Raw genomic sequence first — 20,389 nt, forward strand, 5'->3', positions numbered from 1 at the left:
CTTGTCGACCAGCATGGCGCCTTCAGGCACCTTGATGCCGGCCTGGCGCTTCGGCGGCTCCCTCTCCTTCACCGTTTTCAGACGCGGCGTGACATCGACGCCCAGGCTGTCAGGCGTGACCGTCTCCAGCGGCTTCTTCTTGGCCTTCATGATGTTGGGCAGGCTCGCATAACGTGGCTCATTGAGGCGCAGGTCGGCGGTGACCACCGCCGGCAGCTTCAACGAAACGACCTCAAGTCCGCCGTCGATCTCGCGGGTCACCGCGACGGCATCGCCCGTCGGAGCGACCTTCGAGGCGAAGGTGCCCTGGCCCCAGCCCAGCAGGGCGGCGAGCATCTGGCCGGTCTGGTTGCAATCGTCGTCGATGGCCTGTTTGCCGAGGATGACGAGGCCCGGCGCCTCCTTCTCGACGAGCGCCTTGAGAACCTTGGCGACGGCCAGCGGTTCGGCCGTCACGTCGGTCTGCACCAGAATGGCGCGGTCGGCCCCCATGGCGAGAGCGGTGCGCAGCGTTTCCTGTGCCTGGGCCGGGCCGATGGAGACCGCCACGATCTCGGTCGCCGTGCCGGCTTCTTTGAGACGTACCGCCTCTTCGACGGCGATCTCGTCGAAGGGGTTCATCGAGAACTTCACGTTCGACGTCTCGACCCCGGACTGGTCGGTCTTCACCCGGATCTTGACATTGTAGTCGACGACGCGCTTCACGGCGCAGAGGATCTTCATGGCGCAGGTCCCTTTTGAAATGGGCGGCGTGCAGGCATGGGAGGGCGTTGCTCCGCTCTCTCCTCCATCAGACGGGGGAAAGAGCGGGCGCTTTGGCCGACATGCAGGAAAGGGTCAGGGAGAGGGCGATGCGCCCCGCCCCTTACAGACCCTCGGTCTGCTTGCGCAGGACGTATTTCTGGATCTTGCCGGTCGAGGTCTTCGGCAACGGACCGAACACCACCGTGCGCGGGCACTTGAAGTGGGCCATATGCGACCGGCAGAAGGCGATGATGTCGGCTTCGGTCGCGGTGGCGCCATCCTTCAGGGTGACAAAGGCGCAGGGCGTCTCACCCCACTTCTCGTCATGGCGGGCGACGACGGCGGCCTCCAGCACCTCGGGATGCTTGTAAAGGACATCCTCCACCTCGATGGACGAAATGTTCTCGCCGCCGGAGATGATGATGTCCTTCGAGCGGTCCTTGATCTCGACATAGCCGTCTTCATGCCAGACGGCGAGGTCACCGGTGTGGAACCAGCCTCCGGCGAAAGCCTCTTCGGTCGCCTTGGGGTTCTTCAGATAACCCTTCATGACGTTGTTGCCGCGCATCATGATCTCACCCATGCTACGGCCATCCTTCGGCACCGGCTCCAGCGTGAAGGGATCGGCGACGATCACCGCCTCCAGCATCGGGCCGCGCACGCCCTGACGGGCCTTGATCGCCGCCTTCTCGTCCAGCGACAGCCCGTCCCAGCGGTCATGCCAGACGCAGACCACGGTCGGGCCGTAGCATTCGGTGAGGCCATAGACATGGGTGACTTCCCAACCCATGCGCTCCATCCCGGCGATGACGGCGGCGGGCGGAGCGGCGCCGGCAACCATCACCTTCACCTTCTGCCCGATGCCCTGCTTCAGCTCGGCCGGGGCGTTGTTCAGCATGTTCAGGACGATGGGGGCGCCGCAGAAGTTGGTCACCCGCTCCTCGCGGATCAGCGTCAACACGGCGTCGGGCCGGACCTGACGCAGGCAGACGGCGGTGCCGGCGGTCACCGCGATGGTCCAGGGGAAGCACCAGCCATTGCAGTGGAACATCGGCAGCGTCCACAGATACACGGGCGCGTCGCCCATGTTCCAGGACAGCGCGTTCGACACCGCGTTCAGGTAGGCGCCGCGATGATGGTAGACGACGCCCTTCGGGTTGCCGGTTGTGCCGGAGGTGTAGTTCAGCGCGATGGCCTGCCATTCGTCGGCCGGCAGGCTCCAGGGATATTCAGTGCCGACGTCGCTGATGAAGGCCTCATAGTCTCGGTCGCCGATCAGCTCGCCGCCGCTGTAGGTCGGATCGTCGATGTCCACCACCGGGATCGGCGCGTCGAGCAGGGCCAGCGCCTTCTTCGCGACACCGGAGAATTCGCGGTCTACGATCAGGATCTTCGCCTCGCCATGCTTCAGGATGAAGGCGATGGCCTCGGCGTCCAGGCGGGTGTTGACGGCGTTCAGCACGGCACCGGCCAGCGGCACACCGAAATGCGCTTCGAACAATTCCGGCGTGTTGGCGGCCAGCATGGCGACGGTGTCGCCGGTGCCGATCCCCAGATTTGCAAGCGCCGCGGCCAGACTGCGCACACGGACAAAGGTCTCCGCCCAGGTCCGGCGGACCTGGCCATGGACGACGGCGAGCCGGTCGGGCCAAACGGACGCGGCGCGCTCCAGGAAGGTCAGCGGCGTCAGGGCGACGAAATTGGCGGCGTTGCGGTCGAGGTCGCGCTCATACGGATTGGCACAGACTTCGACTGCGGCGGCGGCAGATGCACTCATCGGACCGTTCTCCCCAAAGGTTCTTTGTTGCGCGCCGACATCGGGCGCGGCGGTGTTGAAACAGCCTGTACCAGATCAGCTTTGCGTAACTTTCTCCGGATTATGACCAATTGTTATTGAGGGTGTTGCGGTGCGAACGCAGCGGAGGTGCCACTTTCAACGCAACCAGCTCACATCGCCAGCGAACAGATAGCCGGCGCCATAGACCGTCTTGATCAGCCGCGGCGTACGCGGATCCTCCTCGATCTTCTTGCGGATGCGCGAGATGCGGACGTCGATGCTGCGGTCGTAGGGAAAATCGTCGCGATCCTGGTCGGGTCCCTGCAGATGCTCGCGCGACAGCACGCGCTTCGGTGCCTTCAACAGCATCAGCAGCAGCGAGGCTTCCGCCGCGGTCAGGCTTTCCTGCCGGCCGTCGTCGGCGGTCAGCGTCAGGTTGCCGAGATCGAAGACCCAGGGGCCGAAGCGCGCCCGCGCGGTTTCCGCAGCGGCGGTGGCACCGGCCAGCTGTTCGCGGCGGCGGACGGCGCTGTTGACACGGGCAACCAGCTCCCGCGGCTCGAACGGCTTCACGATATAGTCGTCGGCGCCAAGCTCCAGCCCCAGCACCCGATCCGAGGTGCCGCCCCGTCCGGACAGTATGATGACGCCGAACCGCACATCCTCCCACAGCTCGCGCACCAGGGTCAGCCCGTCCATGTCCGGCAGTCCGAGATCGACCAGACAAAGGTCGGGGGCCTGACGCTGGATCGCCATCCGCGCCTCCCGCCCGCTGGCCCAGCCGGTCACCTCATAGCCGTAGCCTTCCAGCACCTCCGTCACCAGCCGCCGGATGTCGGCTTCGTCCTCGATCACATAGATGCGCTTCTTCTGTCCCACGCGCGTTTCCCCTCGGCACTCGTCGCCCTGCTTTTTCCAGGTGCGTTCTGTTGGCCCGATCCTATCAGGCCGGCGCGGGTTCGGCAGCGTGGCCGATGGCCGCCACCAGCTCCCGCTTGTCCCATGGCTTGCGCAGTATGACGGCATCGGCGGGGACGTCGCCATACTCGACAGCGAATCCGCTGACCAGAACCACCCGCATCGCCGGCCGCAGCAGTCGGGCTCGCCGCGCCAGCTCCACTCCCGACAGGCCGGGCATGACGATGTCGGAGACCAGCAGCGACAGCCCGTCGATCTGCTCCACCAGTTCCGCCGCCTCGTCGCCGCTCGCCGCCTCCACCACCGAGAAGCCGAGATCGACCAGCTGCTGGCGCATCACCTGCCGGACATCGTCATTGTCCTCCGCCACCAGCGCCAGTTGACCGGACCAGCCTCCGGGCTGCGGCTCGGCCGTCGCCGTTTCGGCCTCCTGCAGGCGGGGCACCGGTTCTGCACGCGGCAGCAGCAGGGTGACGCAGGTCCCCTGCCCCGGCCGGCTGTCGATGCGCAGATAACCGCGGGACTGCTTGACGAAGCCGTAGACCATCGACAGCCCCAATCCGGATCCCAGGGCCTTCGTCGTGAAGAAGGGCTCCACCGCGCGGGCAAGCGCCTCCGCCGTGAAGCCGGTGCCGCTGTCGGTGACGCGGATTTCCAGATAATCGTCTGGCCGGACCGGCTCGTCGAAGGACTGATCGTCCTCCAGCTTGCGGATGCCGACCGCGATGTCGAGCCGTCCGCCGCCGGGCATGGCATCGCGCCCGTTGATGGCGAGGTTGACCAGCGCATTCTCCAGTTGGGTCTGGTCGGCAATGGTCCAGCAATCCCGTCCTTCCTCCGGCACGCCGATGGCGATGGAGCTGGGGAATGACCGGCGCAGCAGCACCGCCATGTCGCGCAGCAGGCCGCACAGTTCAATCGGTTCCGGTTTCAGCGGCTGTTGGCGGGAGAAGGCGAGCAGGCGGGCGGTGATGTCGGCGCCGCGGCGGCCGGCGCGCTGGGCCGGCTCCAGATAGGCGTCCAGCCCCTCGACCGCCGCGTAGCGGTCGCGCGCCGCCGACAGGTTGCCGATGATGATCGACAGAAGGTTGTTGAAGTCGTGCGCAAGCCCGCCGGACAGTTGACCAACCGCTTTCAGCCGCTGCGCCTCCACCAGCTGGCGTTCGGTCTGCTTCTCGTCGGTGATGTCCAGCGTCAGCACGAACAGCCCGGTGACGGCGCCCTCCTCCCCTCCGCACTCACCGTGCGCCTCGCCACGATGCGGGATCAGCGTGGTCTTGGTCACCATGTCGCGGCCGTTGCGCGGGAAGGCGTATTCGAAGGTCACCACCTCGCCCGACAGGCAGCGGTCGAGAGGGGAGCGCAGCGCCGCCATCGCCCGCCGCCCGACGACCGCCGCCAGATCACGGCCGATCACCTCGGCCTTGTCGCGCCCGACCAGGTCCGCCCAGCGCAGGTTGGCGAAGGTCAGCCGGCCGTCACGGTCCAGTCCGGCGATGCAGGCAGGGATGGCGTCCAGGATCACACGCTGCCGGGTCTCCGCTTCGGCCAGCGCGGCGGTGCGGTCGCGCACGCGGCTGTCCAGCGTGGAGACGGTGTCGCGCAGTTGCCGGACCATGCCGTCGAAGGCGGAAGCCAGCAATCCGATCTCGTCGCCGCGGCGGATGCCGCTCTGGGCGCCGAGATCGCCGGCCCGCACCTGCACGGCGGTCTCGGCCAGCCGGCGCAGCGGCCGGACCAGCTTTCCGACGGCGATGTAGCCCAGCAGGCTGCCGGCCGCCATCAGCGCCATGCCGATGGCAAGGATGCGGTTGCCCAGCACCACCGACGACCGCCGCAGCTCGTCCACATAGACCGATGAGGCGATGTACCAGTCGAACCCCTCGAAATGCCGGACCCAGCTGATCTTCTCATAGGCATAGTTGCCGGGGTCGTCAGGCTTGTCCCACAGGTAGGTCAGCGGCTCCCCCTTTGCCGCGGCGACTTTCAGATCCTCGGCGATGGAATTGCCGGTGGCCGAATTCAGCCGATCACCGAAAGCGGTGCCCTCAATGTTGGAATTCGGGTGGATGATCATCCGGTTCGCCGCATCGAAGATGTAGAGATAGCCGGTGCGGGCGATCCGCAGCTTGCGCAGGGCTTGGCGCAGATCCTCGATGGCTTCGGCCTTGCGCCGCTCCACCTCGGCATCGACATCGGCCAGATAGGCGCCGGTGCCGACGATGACGCCGCGCCTGGGCAGATCCTTGAAGAAGCTGAGCTTCGGCGCCCGTTCGTCGCCGTTCGGCCGCCACCAGGGATAGGTCTGGAACCCCTCCCCCTCGCGCTTGGCCGTAGCGACGATGGTGGGCAGGATATGACGGCCCAGATTGTCGCGCAGGTCGTCGGCCTTGCGCCCTTGATAATCGGGCGACGGATGCGACAGGATCACCGAATCGTAGCCGATGGCCCAGACATAGTCGCCATTGCCGTAGCGGAAGGCGTGCAATCCCTCCATCGCCGCCCGCCGCGCCTCCTCCATCGTGATCTCGCCGCGGTCGGCACGGGCGTAGACATGCTCGATGTAGCCGACTGCCAAGTCCAGCACGTCGCGCAGCCGGGTCTTGTAGGAATCGACCGTGGCCACCCGCTGCTCCTCCAGCCCGCCGCGGATGCGGCTGACCAGCTCGAACACGTTGTCGAGGATGGTTCGGCTGGCGTCGCGTTCGATCTCGTACGCCTTCTCCTCGATGAAAGGGACCGAGAAGACATAGGCCGCCGCGGAGAACAGCCCGAGCGAGATCAGAATCGCCGAGAACAGCCGGAGGAACAGGGGCGAGCGGATCATTTTCCGAATGGGGCGGCGGGATGCGGGGCGTTGGGGAAAGCACTGCCATCATCCCAGCTTCGCCGCCGCGGCTCAACGCGAATCGGTGAGATTATTGCCCAAATGGCGTTGAAACAATTCGTCATATTTCCGGGAAATTTGCGAAACAGTGTTTTGTTAGCCGGAAAACCATAAGCCCTTCAGGGCAAACCAAGGACGTTCAGCGTCTGGAGGAAACATGCACTCTCCCGCCAACACTCCCGTCTACGAGAGGGTTCGCCGAAACCCCAAATTCCACGAGCTGGTGCGCCAGCGCAGCCGGCTGGCCCTGGTCCTGTCGGCCATCGTGCTGGTCGGTTACTACGCCTTCATGATGGTGGTCGCTTTCGCGCCCGGCCTGCTGCACCAGCCGATGTCCAACGAGTCGTCGCTGAGCGTCGGCTTCCCGATCGGGGCCGCGATCATCATCCTGTCCTGGCTGCTGACCGGCGTCTATTCCCATTTCGCCAACGGCCGCTTCCAGGACCTGACCGACGAGATCACGCGGGAGACGCTGCAATGACCGCCCGCCGGATCCTCCTCGCGGCCACCGTCGCCACCCTGTTCGCCCTGCCGGCGCTGGCCGCCGGCGATGTCGGGCAGTTGGAAAAGCAGCCGGTCAACCTGTCGGCCATCGGCATGTTCATCGCCTTCGTGGTGATGACGCTGGGCATCACCTATTGGGCGGCAAGCCGCACACGCTCCACCTCGGATTTCTACACCGCGGGCGGAGGCATCACCGGTTTCCAGAACGGTCTGGCCATCGCCGGCGACTACATGTCGGCGGCGACGCTGCTGGGCCTGTCGAGCCTGGTGTTCGCCAAGGGCTATGACGGCTTCGTCTACACCATCAGCTTCTTCGTCGGCTGGCCGATCATCCTGTTCCTGCTGGCCGAGCGACTGCGCAACCTCGGCCACTTCACCTTCGCCGACATCGCCTCATACCGGCTCGATCAGGGCAAGATCCGCACCTTCGCTGCCATCGGCTCGCTGACGGTGGTGTGCTTCTACCTGATCGTCCAGATGGTCGGCGCCGGCCAGCTGATCAAGCTGCTGTTCGGGCTGGACTACAATGTCGCGGTGGTCGTGGTCGGCGTGCTGATGGTGGTCTATGTCACCTTCGGCGGCATGATCGCCACCACCTGGGTGCAGATCATCAAGGCAGTGCTGCTTCTGGGCGGCGGCGTGCTGCTGGCCTTCCTGGCACTGTCGCGCTTCGGCTTCAGCCTGGAGGCCATCGCCAAGAGCGCCATCGCCTCGCACAAGGACGGCGTGAAGATCATGGGGCCGGGAACGCTGCTGGCCGACCCGGTCTCGGCGGTATCACTGTCGCTGGGCCTGCTGTTCGGCACCGCCGCCCTGCCGCACATCATGATGCGCTTCTTCACCGTTCCCAACGCGCGCGAGGCCCGCAAGTCGGTCTTCTACGCCTCCGGCTTCATCGGCTTCTTCTTCCTGATCGTCTGCGTGCTGGGCATGGCGGCGATCACCATCGTCGGCACCGACCCGCAGTTCTTCGAAGGCGGCAAGGTCGGTGGCAAGCTGATCGGCGGCGGCAATATGCCGGTGATGCATCTGGCCAAGGCGCTGGGTGGCGACCTGTTCCTCGGCTTCCTGTCGGCGGTCGCCTTCGCCACCATTCTGGCGGTGGTGTCGGGTCTGGCGCTGGCCGGTGCGTCCGCCATCGCCCACGACCTCTATGCCCGAGTCATCCGCAAGGGTGAGGCGACGGAGCGCGAGGAGATGCGCGTCTCCAAGATCGCCTCGCTGGTGCTGGGCGTGCTGGCGGTCGTGCTGGGCATCGCCTTCGAAAAGCAGAACGTCGCCTTCCTGGTCGGACTGACCTTCGGTGTGGCGGCATCGGTGAACTTCCCGGTGCTGATCCTGTCGATGTACTGGAAGGGGCTGACCACCCGCGGCGCGCTGGCGGGCGGCATCGCCGGCCTGATCTCCGCAGTGACGCTGGTGATCCTGTCCAACGCCGTCTGGGTCGTGGTGCTGAACAACCCGGCGCCCATCTTCCCCTACGAACAGCCCGCCCTGTTCTCGATGACGCTGGCCTTCATCGTCACCATCATCGTGTCGAAGCTGGACAGCAGCGCGTCCGCCCGTGCCGAGCGCGAAGCCTTCGACGACCAGTTCGTCCGATCCCAGACCGGCATCGGTGCCGCCGCAGCGGCCAAGCACTGACAGCCCGACAGCGGAACCGAAAGCGCCCTTCCCCACTCCGGAGAGGGGCGCTTGCCCTTTGTCAGCCGGCCGAGACGCTGTTGTCCTTGCGGCGCGACAGCTGAACCTGCCCATCCAAGCATTTGACGTAGCCGGTCCTGCCCGGCTTCAACCCGTCCAGGACGGTCACCAGCGCGCGTGGGATCGCCGCGAACTCCTTGGAGCCGCGGGACTGGCCGTTATAGGCGGCGACATGCTTGCGCAGTTCCTCCTTGGACACCGGCTTTCCATCATTTCCGATCATCTCGTCCGCCCTTCGATGGTATTGACCGCCGACAGGCTTACGCCGACACCCCGCCCGCCGCAACCGGTCGGCCGGTCCGGCAGGCGGGAAAGCGGATGGTGACGATGGTTCCACGGTCCGGTTCGCTCTCGATGGACAGGCTGCCGCCATGCAGGCCCATCAGGTCACGGCAGATCGACAGGCCAAGCCCAGTGCCGCCGAAACGCCCGGGAATGCTGCTGTCGGCCTGCTGGAAGGGTTCCAGGATGCGGGCCAGCGCGTCGGCCGGGATGCCGATGCCGGTGTCGCGCACGGCGATGACAATCCCGCCATCGGCCTCTTGCAGGGCGCTCACCGTCACCCGGCCGCCGCGCGGGGTGAATTTCACCGCGTTCGACAGCAGGTTCAACAGCACTTGCCGCAAGGCGCGCTCGTCGGCCAGAAGCGTGGGCAGGTCGGGGGCGCATTCAACGGCCAGCGTCACCCCGCCGGCATCCGCAGGAACCGCTGCCAGCGCCCGGCAGGTCTCGATGGCGTCGGCGGGCTCAAGCCAGCTTTCATCCAGCGTGTAGCGCCCGGCCTCCAGCTTCGACATGTCGAGAACGTCGTTGATGAGGTCGAGCAGGTGACGACCGCTGTTCTGCACATGGCGGGCATAGTCGCGGTAGCGCGGGCTGCCCAGCGGACCGAACAGCTCGTGCAGCATGATGTCGGAAAAGCCGATGATGGCGTTCAGCGGCGTGCGCAGTTCGTGGCTCATGGTCGCCAGGAAGGCGCTCTTGGCACGGTTGGCGGCCTCGGCCTGATCGAGAGCCGTGGCAAGCCGTTCGGCAGCCTCGACCCGTTCGGTGATGTCGCGCGCCTCGACCACCAGCACGGTGACCATGCCCCGGTCGTCGTAGACCGGCTTGATCGTCACATCCATCACGCGGGTGACGCCATCGGTAACCACATCGGTCTCGTAGCGGACGAAGCGCCCGGACGCCGCCTTTTCGATGGATTTGCGGAATCCTGCCGCCAGCTCCTCCGTACGGGCCCAGCCGCGGAATTCCCAGGCCCGGCGCCCGACCAGCGCTTCGGATGGCAGACCGGCCAGGGCGCAGGCAGGCCGATTCAGCGCCAGCACCCGGCCGTCTGGCGACAGCAACCCCATGATCTGGAAACTGCTGTCGAACAGCGCCTGCGAGCGGCGTTCGCTCTCGCACAGGGCCTGCGTGGTCGTCTCAAGGCGACCGAGTTGCCGCAACGCCAGCAGGGCCAGCAGCGTCATCACCACCGAGACCGCAGCGGTTTCCAGGATGCGCTTCCAGCGGTCGTTGTACCAGCCGGCCAGCACGTCGTCGGCCCGGATGCGGACATAGATATAGAAGGGCAGTCCCGTCAGACGGCGGACGGTTCCGATCCGCTCGCGCCCCTCCGACGGATCGAAACCGGACAGCGTCCGCGCGGCCTCGTCGGCCGGCAGGCGGGGCAGGAACCGCACGAAGGCGGACCGGTCCCTGTCCAGTGGCACTCCGCGCCGTGAGTAGGCCAGGACCACCCCATCCTCGCCATAGAACAGGATGATACTGCGCGGTCCGATGTCCTGGCTGGCAAAAAGCCGGGAGAAACGATCGAGATCGATCACCGCCACCGCCATGCCATCGCCATCCGCCAGCGGTCGCACCATGGCCGCGCGCCAGCCACCGGCCCCATCCTCATACGGCCCGACGAAGGCGGCCACACCGCCGCCCACCGCCTCGCCCAGCGGGGTTCCAGCGAGCGACACCCGTGTGTCGAGGCCGACCGCCTGACGCACCCGCCCATCCCGCTCCACGATCAACAGAGATCGCAATGCCTGCCCCGGTCCGGCCTTGGCGACAGGCGCCCAGGCCGTTTCCGCCAGCAGATGGGCGGGAATGCTCCCACTCGTCGCCGCCGCATGAAGAGAGTAGCCGGCCACGACCATGACGCGGCGGGCATCCTCCTCCAGCAATATCGACAGGTTGGCGGTCTGGCGCAGCCCGTCCTGGATCGCGCGGTCGCGCGCACGCTCAAGGTCGGCGTAGGCGACCAGCCAGAAGCCGGCAATGACTGCCACAAGCAGACCGATGCGCATCGCGGCAACCGGCGTCAGGGACGATAAGCGACGCCATGTCCCATGCGCGCCGCCGTCCGCTTCGGAGAAATCCGTCAAAGGAAATGGTCCGCCGCCACTGGAGTCTGGAAAAGCGCCGGGCCTGGATGGCCGGACGCTCCCAACTGTACCATGCCGGAGCGGGTATTTTCACGTTTGCGCACCCCTGATCCCGGCAGGACCGGGAATGCGGCGCACGGCGGCCGAAAGCAGGAAAAGTTTGGCTCGACAAAGCCGCCCGCCCGCGCTTCTCTGCCCGGCAACGACGTGGAGGAGGGTCCGGACCGGCATGCTGCAGGATTTCATCGACAGCCTGTTTCAGGGGCCGCTGCTGGGGCTGATGCTGTTCCAGATCGCCATCGTCTGGCCGATGGTGCGCATCCTGCGCCGGGCCGGCTTCTCGCCGCTGTGGGCCCTGTTCTCTCTGGTGCCGCTCGGGCATGTGGTGCCCATCGGCGTGATGGCGCACAGCCGCTGGCCGGTTCTGCCGGCCCGCCAGACGCGCAAGGTCAAGGCACGGAGGACGGCATGACGGAGACCGTGATCCATCTCGGCTTCTGGGAACTGCTGATCGGCTCGATCGTCACGATGTACATGCTGATCGCCGGCGGCTGGGTTCTGGCCAAGGCCGGGCGCAGTCCGCTGTGGATCCTGCTTCTGCTGTTCCCCTACATCAATGTCCTGGCGGTCTGGGTCTTCGCCTTCATCCGCTGGCCCTTCGTCGACCGCAAGCCCGCCCCGCTGCCAGCCTCGGCGCCCGACGGGGAGTGAGCACGGATCAGCGTCAGACCTCGTCCTCGACCAGACGGACGATCACGTCGACGCGGGCGATGCGAGTGCCAGCGGGGGCTGCCGGCAGGTTCTGCACCGTCAGCCGGTCGGCTGGGATGTCCTCCAGCCGGCCTGTGGACTCGACGAAAAAATGGTGGTGGTCGCTGGTGTTGGTGTCGAAATAGGACTTGCCCGCCTCCACCACCACCTCGCGCATAAGCCCGGCGGCGGTGAACTGGTTCAGCGTGTTGTAGACGGTCGCCAGCGACACCCGCAGGTCGGCGGCCAGTGCCTCGCCATGCAGCTGCTCCGCCGTGACATGCCGATCGCAGCCTTCGAACAGCATCCGGGCGAGGCCAAGCCGCTGGCGGGTCGGGCGCAGTCCGGCGCTGTTCAGCCGGTCCAGGGCTCGCTTGAAAGGGCGTTCGGCGGTCATCATGGGCAAGGCACCCGTACTGTCGAATTCAGATTCGGACATGCTGTCCGACATGGAGCCGCGGCAATGGGCCGCAGTCCGTTCAACTGTAAAACCATTCGGAAAGGCCAGGCAAGCCATTGTCGCAGCGACGTCAATCAGGGCGCCGATGAGGCAGCTTCAAAGCCACGAAAATGCAAAGGCCGCCGACGGCTTCCCGTCGACGGCCCTCCTTATTGAACGGCCGCTGGTTCGGAAGGCCGTGACCGGTCAGTAACCGGTGGCAATCCGTTCGACCAGCTGCTTCACCGTGGGAATGAAGCCATCATTGTAATAGGGATCGCTGGCGAAGCGGTAGGCATTATGCCCCGCGAACATCAGCTGGTTTTCGCAGTCATCGGTGTGGCTGACCGCCTGGAGGGTCTTCTGGATGCAGAAGGAGCGCGGGTCGGCGCGTTTGCCCGTCGAGCCTTCCTCGTTCTGCGCCCAGTTGGAGAAGCCGCAGGCCGACAGGCAGCCCATGCAATCCACCTGATCGCGCAGGATCTTTTCCGACTGCTCCGGCGTTACGAAGACCAGCGTGCTGTCCGGCGTCTTCAGGGCGGTGGTGAAGCCCTGGGACAGCCATCCTTCGGCGCGCTGCTTGTCGCTGTCGGTCACATAGACCGGACGGCCGCGCGGACCGACCGGGAATTCGGCCGAATGCTCGCCCACCGGCTTGGACAGATAGGCGACCTGGCGCTCGGACCGGGCCATCAGGTCCAGCAGGAACGGGTTCTTCACCGCCGACGAATAGAAGCCGGTGGGGGAGAAGCGGTTCAGGAAGACGTCGCCCGGCTGCAGCGCCACAAGCTTGCGCTTCCACGCCATCGAGATCGGGCTTTCCTGGGTCAGCAGCGGACGGGTACCGAACTGGAAGGCGACCGGCCCCAGGTCGGGGTTGTCGATCCAGTCCTCCCACTCCGACAGCCACCAGACGCCACCTGCCATCACGATGGGGGTGTCGTTCAGCCCGAAGCTGTTCATCATCTGGCGCAGGGCCAGGACGCGGGGGAAGGGATCCTCCGGCTTCTGCGGATCTTCGGAGTTGGACAGGCCGTTGTGCCCGCCGGCCAGCCACGGATCCTCGTACACCACGCCGCCGAGATGGTCGCGGAACTTGTGGTAGGCGCGCAGCCATAGTGCGCGGAAGGCACGGGCCGACGACACGATCGGGTAGTAATGGACGCCGTAGCTCACCGCGATCTCGGCGACCTTGTAGGGCATGCCGGCGCCGCAGGTGACACCGTGGATCAGGCCCTGGGATCCCTCCAGCACACCGTGCAGGATGTGCTCGGCCCCGCCCATCTCCCACAGGACGTTCATGTGGATGCGACCATTGCCGTTCGACGCCTCGTGCGCGATACGCGCCTGGGCGATGCCACCCTGGATGCCGAAGGCGATCAGCTCGTCATGACGCTCGCGCCGGGTCTTGCCCTTGTAGATCTGCGGCAGAAGGTTGCCGTTCTCATCGTAGCTGTCGGCGTTGACACCCGAGAAGGTGCCAATCCCACCGGCTGCCGCCCAGGCGCCGGAGCTTTCGCCGTTCGATACGGCAATACCCTTGCCACCCTCGACGAGCGGCAAAACCTCCCGGCCGGACATCTGCAACGGCTTCAACGCCTTCAACGAACCCTCCAAAGACCGTACGTGGCGCCCTGCGGGACGCCGGATCAAAAGCGGCGGACAACCAGACGACGAAAAGCTCCGCCGGAATCCGCGTGGGTTCCGGCGGGATCGCCATTGCGGTTCTATATATGAGGAATTGGCCCGCCCTACGAGCGGATTCATCCCCTCGCGCAAAAAACGTTCACGAATTGCCGCAGTCGCGAACGGAAGCGTCAGCGTGTCGACCGGTCCTCCATCGGATCGTCAGGTTCCCTATCGGGCAGCCGGCCCCAATTCGGCGGCCAGCCGGCCCGGCGCGTCGGTGAAGACCGCCGACACGCCCCAGCCGAACAGCGTCCGGGCGCGCTCCGCGTCGTTGACGGTGTAGGCCAGAACCGGCCGCCCGGTGGCGCGGTACTCCGCCACGCTGTCGGCCGTCTGGCGATCCTGGTGGACATTCAGCGTCGCTGCCCCGATGCGGTCGGCGATGGCTGCCCAGTCGGCCGGCGGATCCCACAGCAGGTATCCGCGCGGGATTTCCGGCCACAGCCGCTGCGCGACTTCCAGGCAGGGCACCTCGAAGCTGGAGAGCAGAAGCGGCCGGTCGGACGACCACAGCGGCCGCAGCGTGTTCAGCGCCACCTCCGCGGTGATCTCCTCCTGCCCCGGATAGGGCTTGATCTCCAGGTTCAGGCCCAGGCCCAATTCATGAACCAGCGCCACCGCCTCCTCCAGCGTCGGCACCCGTTCGCCGACGAAGGCGGCGTCGAACCAGCGCCCGGCATCGAGCTGCTGCAACTGTGCCAGATCGAGAAGCGGAACGGCGCCGGTGCCGGTGGTGGTGCGGTCCAGCGTATCGTCATGGATCAGCACCGGCCGCTGGTCGCGGGTCAGCATGACATCCACCTCCACCCAGCGGGCACCCTGGCGGGCGGCTTCGCGGATCGAGGCGAGGGTGTTTTCCGGGGCGCTTTCCTTGGCGCCGCGATGGCCGATCAGGCGGGGAAGAGTCGACAGCATGGGTCTCGCAGGAGTAAGAGCGGTCGCTTTCCTACATGACCCATTCCGTCGAAGCGGGAAAGAGCGATGAAGGCCCTGCACAGCGTTTCCGATCTGGTGGCCGCCGGGCTGATGACGCCGGAGGCCGGCGATGCCGTGCGCACGGTCGCCGACCGCTATGCCGTGGCGCTGACCCCGTATCTGCGCGAAACGCTGGCCGGACGCACGGATCCGCAGGATCCCCTCTATGCCCAGTATGTCCCCTCCCCCGCCGAGGCGTACAGCACGCCGGAGGAGCGGGAGGATCCCATCGGGGACTTGGCGCGCAGCCCGGTGAAGGGGATCGTCCACCGCTATCCCGACCGGGTGCTGCTGAAGCCGCTGCATGCCTGCGCCGTCTATTGCCGCTTCTGTTTCCGACGCGAGATGGTCGGTCCGGGCGGCGAGGCGCTGACCGCCGACGAGTTGGACGCCGCCCTGGCCTACATCCGCGAGCATGAGGAGATTTGGGAGGTGGTGATCACCGGCGGCGATCCCCTGCTGCTGTCGCCGCGCCGGCTGCGCGGCATCGTCCAGGCGCTGTCGGCCATGCCGCATGTCGGCGTGGTCCGCCTGCACAGCCGCATCCCCGCCGCCGATCCCGACCGCGTCACGCCGGAACTGGTGGAGGCGCTGACCGCCCCCGATCTCGCCACCTGGGTCGCCGTCCACATCAACCATGCCGACGAGCTGACCCCGCCGGTGCGGGCGGCGCTCGCCAGGTTGGTGGAGGCCGGCATTCCGCTCGTCGGGCAGGCCGTGCTGCTGAAGGGCATCAACGACAGCCATGCGACGCTGGAGGCCCTGTTCCGCGGCATGGTGCGCAATCGGGTAAAGCCTTATTACCTGCATCATCCCGACCTTGCCGCCGGTACCAGCCATTTCCGTCCGACACTTGCGGAGGGGCAGGCGCTGGTGACCGGCCTGCGCGGAAAGCTGTCCGGCCTGTGCCAGCCCACCTATGTCCTCGACATTCCCGGCGGCCACGGCAAGGCCCCGGCCGCTCCGGCCTGGATCGAGGAACAGGGTGAGGGTGCCTACCGCGTGACCGATTTCACCGGCCGGGTTCACGACTACCGGGGGTAGGCGCAGGCCTCACCACAGGGCCGGCGTGCCGAACAGCGGGTCGGGGTTGATGAGCGCGTTGTGGATACCGACCACCGAGGCAAATCCGGTCCATAGGATCAGCGGCGTCCAGATCAGCGCGATGCCGCGGTCGTCCCGGGCCACCAGCACGATGCAAGCCGAGGTGATCACGAAGAAGGAGACCGTCCAGAGAGCGGCGAGGATCGAACTGCCGAAGGTGAAATAGACGAGGCTGAAGGTGGCGTAGATCACCCAGGTCACCGCCTGGAACCCGATCAGCAGGCCACGGTCGCGGATGCGCCGCGCCGGGTCGATCAGGCGGATGTCGCCCCAGATCTGGAAGACGTTCAGCGTGAACCACATCACCGGAAACACCCAGCCCGGCGGCTGCAACGGCGACGGCTGGTGCCCGGCGAAGGGCTGCCCGCCGCGTTCGACGAATCCCCAGGCGTTGACGATGACCCAGAACAGCAGGGGTTGCCACCAGCGCACCCGGAAGGGGGCGGGCGGTGGCGCGGTGTTTGCGGCGTCGCTCATGCCCCGCCAGATAGAACGCAGGCCCCTATGGTCAAGTCAGCGCCCGTTTTCAGCGCCGTGCCCCGAGCGAAGCGAGCTGGAACAGGACACGGGCACACAGGGTTTCGTCAGGCATGTTGGTGCGCTTGCAGTCGGCCTCGGCATCCACCAGCCGCTCCAGCGCCTGCCGGACATGGTTGGCCGACCAGTGGCGAGCCTGTTTGACCAGCCGGGTCTTCAGCTTGAAAAAGACCGGCGGGCGCAGCGACTCGACGGCGGCCTCCGGCGACTTGCCGGCCGCGACCTGGGCGGTGAGCAGCTGCAGGCGCTGGAAATGGCGCTGGGCACCACGCAGGATCGGCACCGGCGAGGTGCCCTCGGCGAACAGCCGCGCCAGAGAACGGTCGAGCGTGGCAAAGTCGCCCTCCGCCGCCGCCCACACCGGCTCGTCCATCGACAAGGCGGCACTGTCGCCGATGCAGGCCTGGGCATCCTCCAGCCGAACCCGCTTCTCTCCGCCCATATAGAGCGCCAGCTTCTCCGCCTCGCCGCGCGCCACCATGCGGTCGCCGACGAGGTTGGCGGCCAGGAAGCTCAGCACATCGGCATCGGCGGTCAGCCCATGGCCCTGCAGGATGTCCGCGATGACGCGGCCAAGTGACGCCTCCTCCTCGACATAGCAGGGGATGGCGGCGGCGGCGTCAGCGTTCTCGAACAGGAGCCGCAGCTTGGAGCGGGCCGACAGATCGCCCGACTCGACCACCACGAGGCTGTCGCCCGGCGGCAGGTTTTCCAGGAAGGCGGTGAAGGCACCGGTGATGTTGTCCTCCGCGTCACGGACGCGGATCAGGCGCCGGCCACCGGTGAAGGAGATCGCCGCCGCCTCGTCCACCAGCCGCGCCGGATCGTCGGCCAGGGCGCGGCCCAGGAACTCGGCGACGCGGAAGGGATCGGACAGATCCGGCACCACCGTCTTGCCCAGTGTCTGGGCACGGTCGCGGACGAGCCCCGAGTCGGGGCCATAAAGCAGCACCGCCCGAACCTTGCGGTCCGGGCTGCGCAGAAAACCGTCGATCGCCTTGGGCTGGAGCTTCACCCGTTCATCCCCGGCCGGTCAGGACCCGCGGCCGAGAAACATGGCGACACGGGTGGTGATGTCGTTGGAAATGTCGGCGAGCGCCCGATCATAGGCGTTCTGCACCGTCACGATGGCCGCGTAATGTTGCTCCAACGTGTTGTAGCTGATCATCGAACGCGAGTTGGACTGGAACACCACCTGACCGGTCTGGGTGTCGGTCAAGCGGTAGGGGGCGTTGACCAGCAGTTGGGCGCGCACCGCGGTGGCGTCCTTCTGCAGGGCGAGCTTCTGTTCCGACGCCGACAGCGACACGTCCAGCCGGTAGCGCGGGCTGCTCGGCCGTTCCGACGGATAGAACTTGTCGATCAGCAGATTGCGGAGCTTCTGCCCTTCCCGGTCCGGGATCGACGCGATGTCGACTTCCATCAGCCTGTCCGATGCGGCGGCCCCAACACCCTTGCCGCCATAGAGCGGCTGGAACCCGCAGCCCGACAGGGACACGGCGGACAAACCGAGCGCGAGGGCGAACAGCCCCCGCGCCATGGCTTGACGGAATGGGGGCTGACGGAGCGGGCTCCGGCGGATCGATCTGGGATCAGACGACGACATTGATCACCCGGTTCGGGACGACGATGACCTTGCGGGCCGGCTTACCGTCCATGGCGCGCTGAACGTTGGCATCGGCAAGCGCCGCCTGCTCCGCCGCATCCTTGTCCATGTCGCGCGGCAGTTCCAAAGTGGCGCGCAGCTTGCCGTTGACCTGGACCGCGACCTTGACGCTGTCCTCCACCACCAGGGTGGGATCGGCCTCCGGCCAGGACTGGTCGGCCAGCAGGGTGGAGTGCCCCAACTGCGCCCACAGCTCCTCGCCCAGATGCGGCATCATCGGACCGACGAGGCGGACCACCGACTCGAACCCTTCGCGCAGCACCCAGGCCTCGCCCTCGCCCTTGCCGTCCAGTTCGCCCAACGCGTTGGACAGCTCGCGGACGCGGGCGACCGCCTTGTTGAAGCGGAACTTGTCGAGATCGTCGGACACGCCGGCGATGGTCTTGTGAACCAGACGGCGGGCGGCCTCGGCCTTAGAACCGAACGACTCCGGCTTCGGCGAGCCGGCGGCGGGCAGCTCCACCGGCGCCTCGGTGACCATCCGCCACAGGCGGTTGATGTAGCGCCAGGCGCCGTCGATGCCAGCCTCGGTCCATTCCAGGTCGCGCTCCGGCGGGCTGTCCGACAACATGAACAGGCGGGCGGCGTCGGCGCCATAGGTGCCGATGATGTGCGCCGGATCCACCACGTTCTTCTTGGACTTCGACATCTTCTCGACGCGGCCGACATTGACCGGCGCGCCGCTGTCGGCCCGGACCCATTCGCCCCTGTCGTTCTTCGTCAGGTCGGTCGGGGCCAGCCAGGCGCCGGTCCCGGCGTCCTTGTAGGTCTCGTGGTTGACCATGCCCTGGGTGAACAGGCCGGTGAAGGGCTCGTCCAGGTTCAGGTAGCCGCAGGTCTTGAGCGCGCGCGTCCAGAAGCGGCTGTAGAGCAGGTGCAGGACCGCATGCTCGATGCCGCCGATATACTGGTCGACGCCCAGCCAGTAATCGACCGCCTCGCGGGTGAAGGCCGCATCCTCCGTCTTCGGCGAGCAGAAGCGGGCGAAATACCAGGACGACTCGATGAAGGTGTCGAAGGTGTCCGTCTCGCGCAGCGCCGGCTTGCCGCAGGTCGGGCAGCTGGTGTGCTTCCAGGTCGGATGGTGGTCCAGCGGGTTGCCGGGCTTGTCGAAGGTCACGTCCTCCGGCAGCACGACCGGCAGCTGCTCGTCCGGAACCGGAACGATGCCGCACGACTCGCAATGGACGACCGGGATCGGACACCCCCAATAGCGCTGGCGCGACACGCCCCAGTCACGCAGGCGGTACTGGGTGGTGCGCTCGCCCTGGCCGGTCGCCTCCAGCCGCTTGCCGGCCTCCTCCTTCGCCGACTCGGTCTCGAGTCCGTCGAGGAAGGCGGAGTTCCGCAGCACGCCGGGGCCGGTATAGGCCTCGGTCCCGACCTCGAAGGCCGCCGGATCGGCATCGGCCGGGATCACCACCGGGCGGACCGGCAGGCCGTACTTGCGGGCGAAATCCAGGTCGCGCTGGTCATGCGCAGGGCAGGCGAAGATCGCGCCCGTGCCATATTCCATCAGCACGAAGTTGGCGACATAGACCGGCAGCTCCCAGGACGGATCGAAGGGATGCACGACCGTCAGACCGGTGTCGAAGCCGCGCTTCTCCGCCGTCTCGATCGCCTCTTCGCTGGTGCCCAGCCGGTTGCACTCGGCGATGAACTCGGCCAGTTGCGGGCTGGACGCAGCCAGCTCGGCGGCCAGCGGGTGATTCGGGGAGATCGCGGCGAAGGAGGCACCGAACAGCGTGTCGGGCCGGGTGGTGAAGACCTCCAGCTCGTCCTCACGCCCCTTGATCTTGAAGCGGAAGCGGACGCCGGTGGACTTGCCGATCCAGTTCTCCTGCATGATGCGGACACGCTCGGGCCAGCGGTCCAGCGTCTCCAGGCCCTTCAGCAGGTCTTCGGCATAGGCGGTGATCTTCAGGAACCACTGCGACAGCTTGCGCTTTTCCACCAACGCGCCGGTACGCCAGCCGCGGCCGTCGATCACCTGCTCGTTGGCGAGAACGGTGTTGTCCACCGGATCCCAGTTCACCCAGGATTCCTTGCGGTAGGCCAAGCCCGCCTTCAGGAAGTCCAGGAACATCTTCTGCTCGTGGCGGTAATACTCCACATCGCAGGTGGCGATCTCGCGGTCCCAGTCGATGGACAGGCCCATCGTCTTCAACTGCCCGCGCATGGTCGCGATGTTCTCGCGCGTCCAGGCGGCGGGATGGACCTTTTTCTCCAGCGCGGCGTTCTCGGCCGGCAGGCCGAAGGCGTCCCAACCCATCGGGTGCAGGACGTTGAAGCCCTTGGCGCGCTTGAAGCGCGCGAT

Annotated in this window: 18 protein-coding genes; 5 read left to right on the top strand and 13 right to left on the bottom strand. The window is 66.7% G+C overall.

Annotation, left to right across the window (positions count from 1 at the left end; genetic code table 11):
* The 4 genes from I71_RS24230 to I71_RS24245 form a co-directional block, all read right to left on the bottom strand.
* On the bottom strand, positions 1-723 hold a 723-nt coding region (locus I71_RS24230; RefSeq protein WP_042699608.1), incomplete at its 3' end, for an electron transfer flavoprotein subunit beta/FixA family protein.
* Positions 724-865: 142 nt separating this feature from the next.
* Positions 866-2,521, bottom strand: a complete 1,656-nt coding sequence (locus tag I71_RS24235; protein ID WP_042699612.1) for an acyl-CoA synthetase — start codon at positions 2,519-2,521, stop codon at positions 866-868.
* 156 nt (positions 2,522-2,677) lie between these two features.
* On the bottom strand, positions 2,678-3,400 hold the full coding sequence (locus I71_RS24240) for a response regulator transcription factor (protein WP_042699614.1): 723 nt from the start codon (positions 3,398-3,400) through the stop codon (positions 2,678-2,680).
* 64 nt (positions 3,401-3,464) lie between these two features.
* A complete protein-coding gene (locus tag I71_RS24245; protein ID WP_042699617.1) occupies positions 3,465-6,266 on the bottom strand; it encodes a cache domain-containing protein in 2,802 nt (933 codons plus the stop codon).
* Between the two features lie 217 nt (positions 6,267-6,483).
* On the opposite strand from I71_RS24245, the gene I71_RS24250 reads away from it, so the two are divergent.
* Complete coding sequence (locus I71_RS24250; RefSeq protein WP_042699621.1) at positions 6,484-6,807, top strand: DUF485 domain-containing protein; 324 nt, start codon at positions 6,484-6,486, stop codon at positions 6,805-6,807.
* On the top strand, positions 6,804-8,474 hold the full coding sequence (locus I71_RS24255; protein ID WP_042699623.1) for a cation acetate symporter: 1,671 nt from the start codon (positions 6,804-6,806) through the stop codon (positions 8,472-8,474). Before I71_RS24250 ends, I71_RS24255 begins: the two co-directional genes overlap by 4 nt.
* A gap of 61 nt (positions 8,475-8,535) precedes the next feature.
* Here the strand turns inward: I71_RS24255 and I71_RS24260 are convergent, their stop codons facing one another.
* Together I71_RS24260 and I71_RS24265 are read right to left on the bottom strand one after the other, a co-directional pair.
* Positions 8,536-8,757 carry a hypothetical protein gene (locus I71_RS24260; RefSeq protein ID WP_042699626.1) on the bottom strand — a complete coding sequence of 74 codons (222 nt, stop codon included), beginning with the start codon at positions 8,755-8,757 and terminating at the stop codon, positions 8,536-8,538.
* A 37-nt stretch (positions 8,758-8,794) separates the two neighbouring features.
* Positions 8,795-10,834 carry an ATP-binding protein gene (locus tag I71_RS24265; protein ID WP_042699629.1) on the bottom strand — a complete coding sequence of 680 codons (2,040 nt, stop codon included), beginning with the start codon at positions 10,832-10,834 and terminating at the stop codon, positions 8,795-8,797.
* Between the two features lie 307 nt (positions 10,835-11,141).
* Between I71_RS24265 and I71_RS24270 the strand changes: the two genes are divergently transcribed.
* Positions 11,142-11,384, top strand: coding sequence for a hypothetical protein (locus tag I71_RS24270; RefSeq protein WP_042699632.1), 243 nt, complete (start codon positions 11,142-11,144; stop codon positions 11,382-11,384).
* A complete protein-coding gene (locus tag I71_RS24275) occupies positions 11,381-11,623 on the top strand; it encodes a hypothetical protein (RefSeq protein WP_042699634.1) in 243 nt (80 codons plus the stop codon). Before I71_RS24270 ends, I71_RS24275 begins: the two co-directional genes overlap by 4 nt.
* Before the next feature lie 13 nt (positions 11,624-11,636).
* Here the strand turns inward: I71_RS24275 and irrA are convergent, their stop codons facing one another.
* The 3 genes from irrA to I71_RS24290 all read right to left on the bottom strand — a co-directional run bounded on the left by irrA (position 11,637) and on the right by I71_RS24290 (position 14,705).
* Positions 11,637-12,062, bottom strand: a complete 426-nt coding sequence (gene irrA / locus I71_RS24280; RefSeq protein ID WP_083897378.1) for an iron response transcriptional regulator IrrA — start codon at positions 12,060-12,062, stop codon at positions 11,637-11,639.
* 246 nt (positions 12,063-12,308) lie between these two features.
* On the bottom strand, positions 12,309-13,706 hold the full coding sequence (locus I71_RS24285; protein ID WP_042699637.1) for a nitronate monooxygenase family protein: 1,398 nt from the start codon (positions 13,704-13,706) through the stop codon (positions 12,309-12,311).
* Positions 13,707-13,958: 252 nt separating this feature from the next.
* A complete protein-coding gene (locus tag I71_RS24290) occupies positions 13,959-14,705 on the bottom strand; it encodes a glycerophosphodiester phosphodiesterase family protein (protein WP_042699641.1) in 747 nt (248 codons plus the stop codon).
* A 66-nt stretch (positions 14,706-14,771) separates the two neighbouring features.
* On the opposite strand from I71_RS24290, the gene I71_RS24295 reads away from it, so the two are divergent.
* Positions 14,772-15,809 (top strand): lysine-2,3-aminomutase-like protein, encoded by a 1,038-nt coding sequence (locus tag I71_RS24295; protein ID WP_042699644.1) that lies wholly within the window; start codon positions 14,772-14,774, stop codon positions 15,807-15,809.
* A 9-nt stretch (positions 15,810-15,818) separates the two neighbouring features.
* Here I71_RS24295 and I71_RS24300 read toward each other — a convergent pair whose 3' ends face one another.
* The 4 genes from I71_RS24300 to leuS all read right to left on the bottom strand — a co-directional run.
* On the bottom strand, positions 15,819-16,346 hold the full coding sequence (locus I71_RS24300) for a tryptophan-rich sensory protein (RefSeq protein ID WP_042699648.1): 528 nt from the start codon (positions 16,344-16,346) through the stop codon (positions 15,819-15,821).
* A 49-nt stretch (positions 16,347-16,395) separates the two neighbouring features.
* Positions 16,396-17,421 (bottom strand): DNA polymerase III subunit delta, encoded by a 1,026-nt coding sequence (gene holA / locus I71_RS24305; protein ID WP_042699650.1) that lies wholly within the window; start codon positions 17,419-17,421, stop codon positions 16,396-16,398.
* An 18-nt stretch (positions 17,422-17,439) separates the two neighbouring features.
* Positions 17,440-17,946, bottom strand: a complete 507-nt coding sequence (locus tag I71_RS24310) for an LPS assembly lipoprotein LptE (RefSeq protein WP_042699653.1) — start codon at positions 17,944-17,946, stop codon at positions 17,440-17,442.
* 52 nt (positions 17,947-17,998) lie between these two features.
* On the bottom strand, positions 17,999-20,389 hold a 2,391-nt coding region (gene leuS / locus I71_RS24315; RefSeq protein WP_042699655.1), incomplete at its 5' end, for a leucine--tRNA ligase.

It is taken from the genome of Azospirillum sp. B506 (genome assembly GCF_000333595.1).
Taxonomy (GTDB): Bacteria; Pseudomonadota; Alphaproteobacteria; order Azospirillales; family Azospirillaceae; genus Azospirillum.

Coding starts and splice junctions, on each gene's coding strand:
- I71_RS24235 (WP_042699612.1), bottom strand. CDS start 2,521: ATGAGTGCATCTGCCGCCGCCGCAGTCGAAGTCTGTGCCAATCCGTAT.
- I71_RS24245 (WP_042699617.1), bottom strand. CDS start 6,266: ATGATCCGCTCGCCCCTGTTCCTCCGGCTGTTCTCGGCGATTCTGATC.
- I71_RS24250 (WP_042699621.1), top strand. CDS start 6,484: ATGCACTCTCCCGCCAACACTCCCGTCTACGAGAGGGTTCGCCGAAAC.
- I71_RS24255 (WP_042699623.1), top strand. CDS start 6,804: ATGACCGCCCGCCGGATCCTCCTCGCGGCCACCGTCGCCACCCTGTTC.
- I71_RS24260 (WP_042699626.1), bottom strand. CDS start 8,757: ATGATCGGAAATGATGGAAAGCCGGTGTCCAAGGAGGAACTGCGCAAG.
- I71_RS24265 (WP_042699629.1), bottom strand. CDS start 10,834: ATGCGCATCGGTCTGCTTGTGGCAGTCATTGCCGGCTTCTGGCTGGTC.
- I71_RS24270 (WP_042699632.1), top strand. CDS start 11,142: ATGCTGCAGGATTTCATCGACAGCCTGTTTCAGGGGCCGCTGCTGGGG.
- I71_RS24275 (WP_042699634.1), top strand. CDS start 11,381: ATGACGGAGACCGTGATCCATCTCGGCTTCTGGGAACTGCTGATCGGC.
- irrA (WP_083897378.1), bottom strand. CDS start 12,062: ATGATGACCGCCGAACGCCCTTTCAAGCGAGCCCTGGACCGGCTGAAC.
- I71_RS24290 (WP_042699641.1), bottom strand. CDS start 14,705: ATGCTGTCGACTCTTCCCCGCCTGATCGGCCATCGCGGCGCCAAGGAA.
- I71_RS24295 (WP_042699644.1), top strand. CDS start 14,772: ATGAAGGCCCTGCACAGCGTTTCCGATCTGGTGGCCGCCGGGCTGATG.
- I71_RS24300 (WP_042699648.1), bottom strand. CDS start 16,346: ATGAGCGACGCCGCAAACACCGCGCCACCGCCCGCCCCCTTCCGGGTG.
- I71_RS24310 (WP_042699653.1), bottom strand. CDS start 17,946: ATGGCGCGGGGGCTGTTCGCCCTCGCGCTCGGTTTGTCCGCCGTGTCC.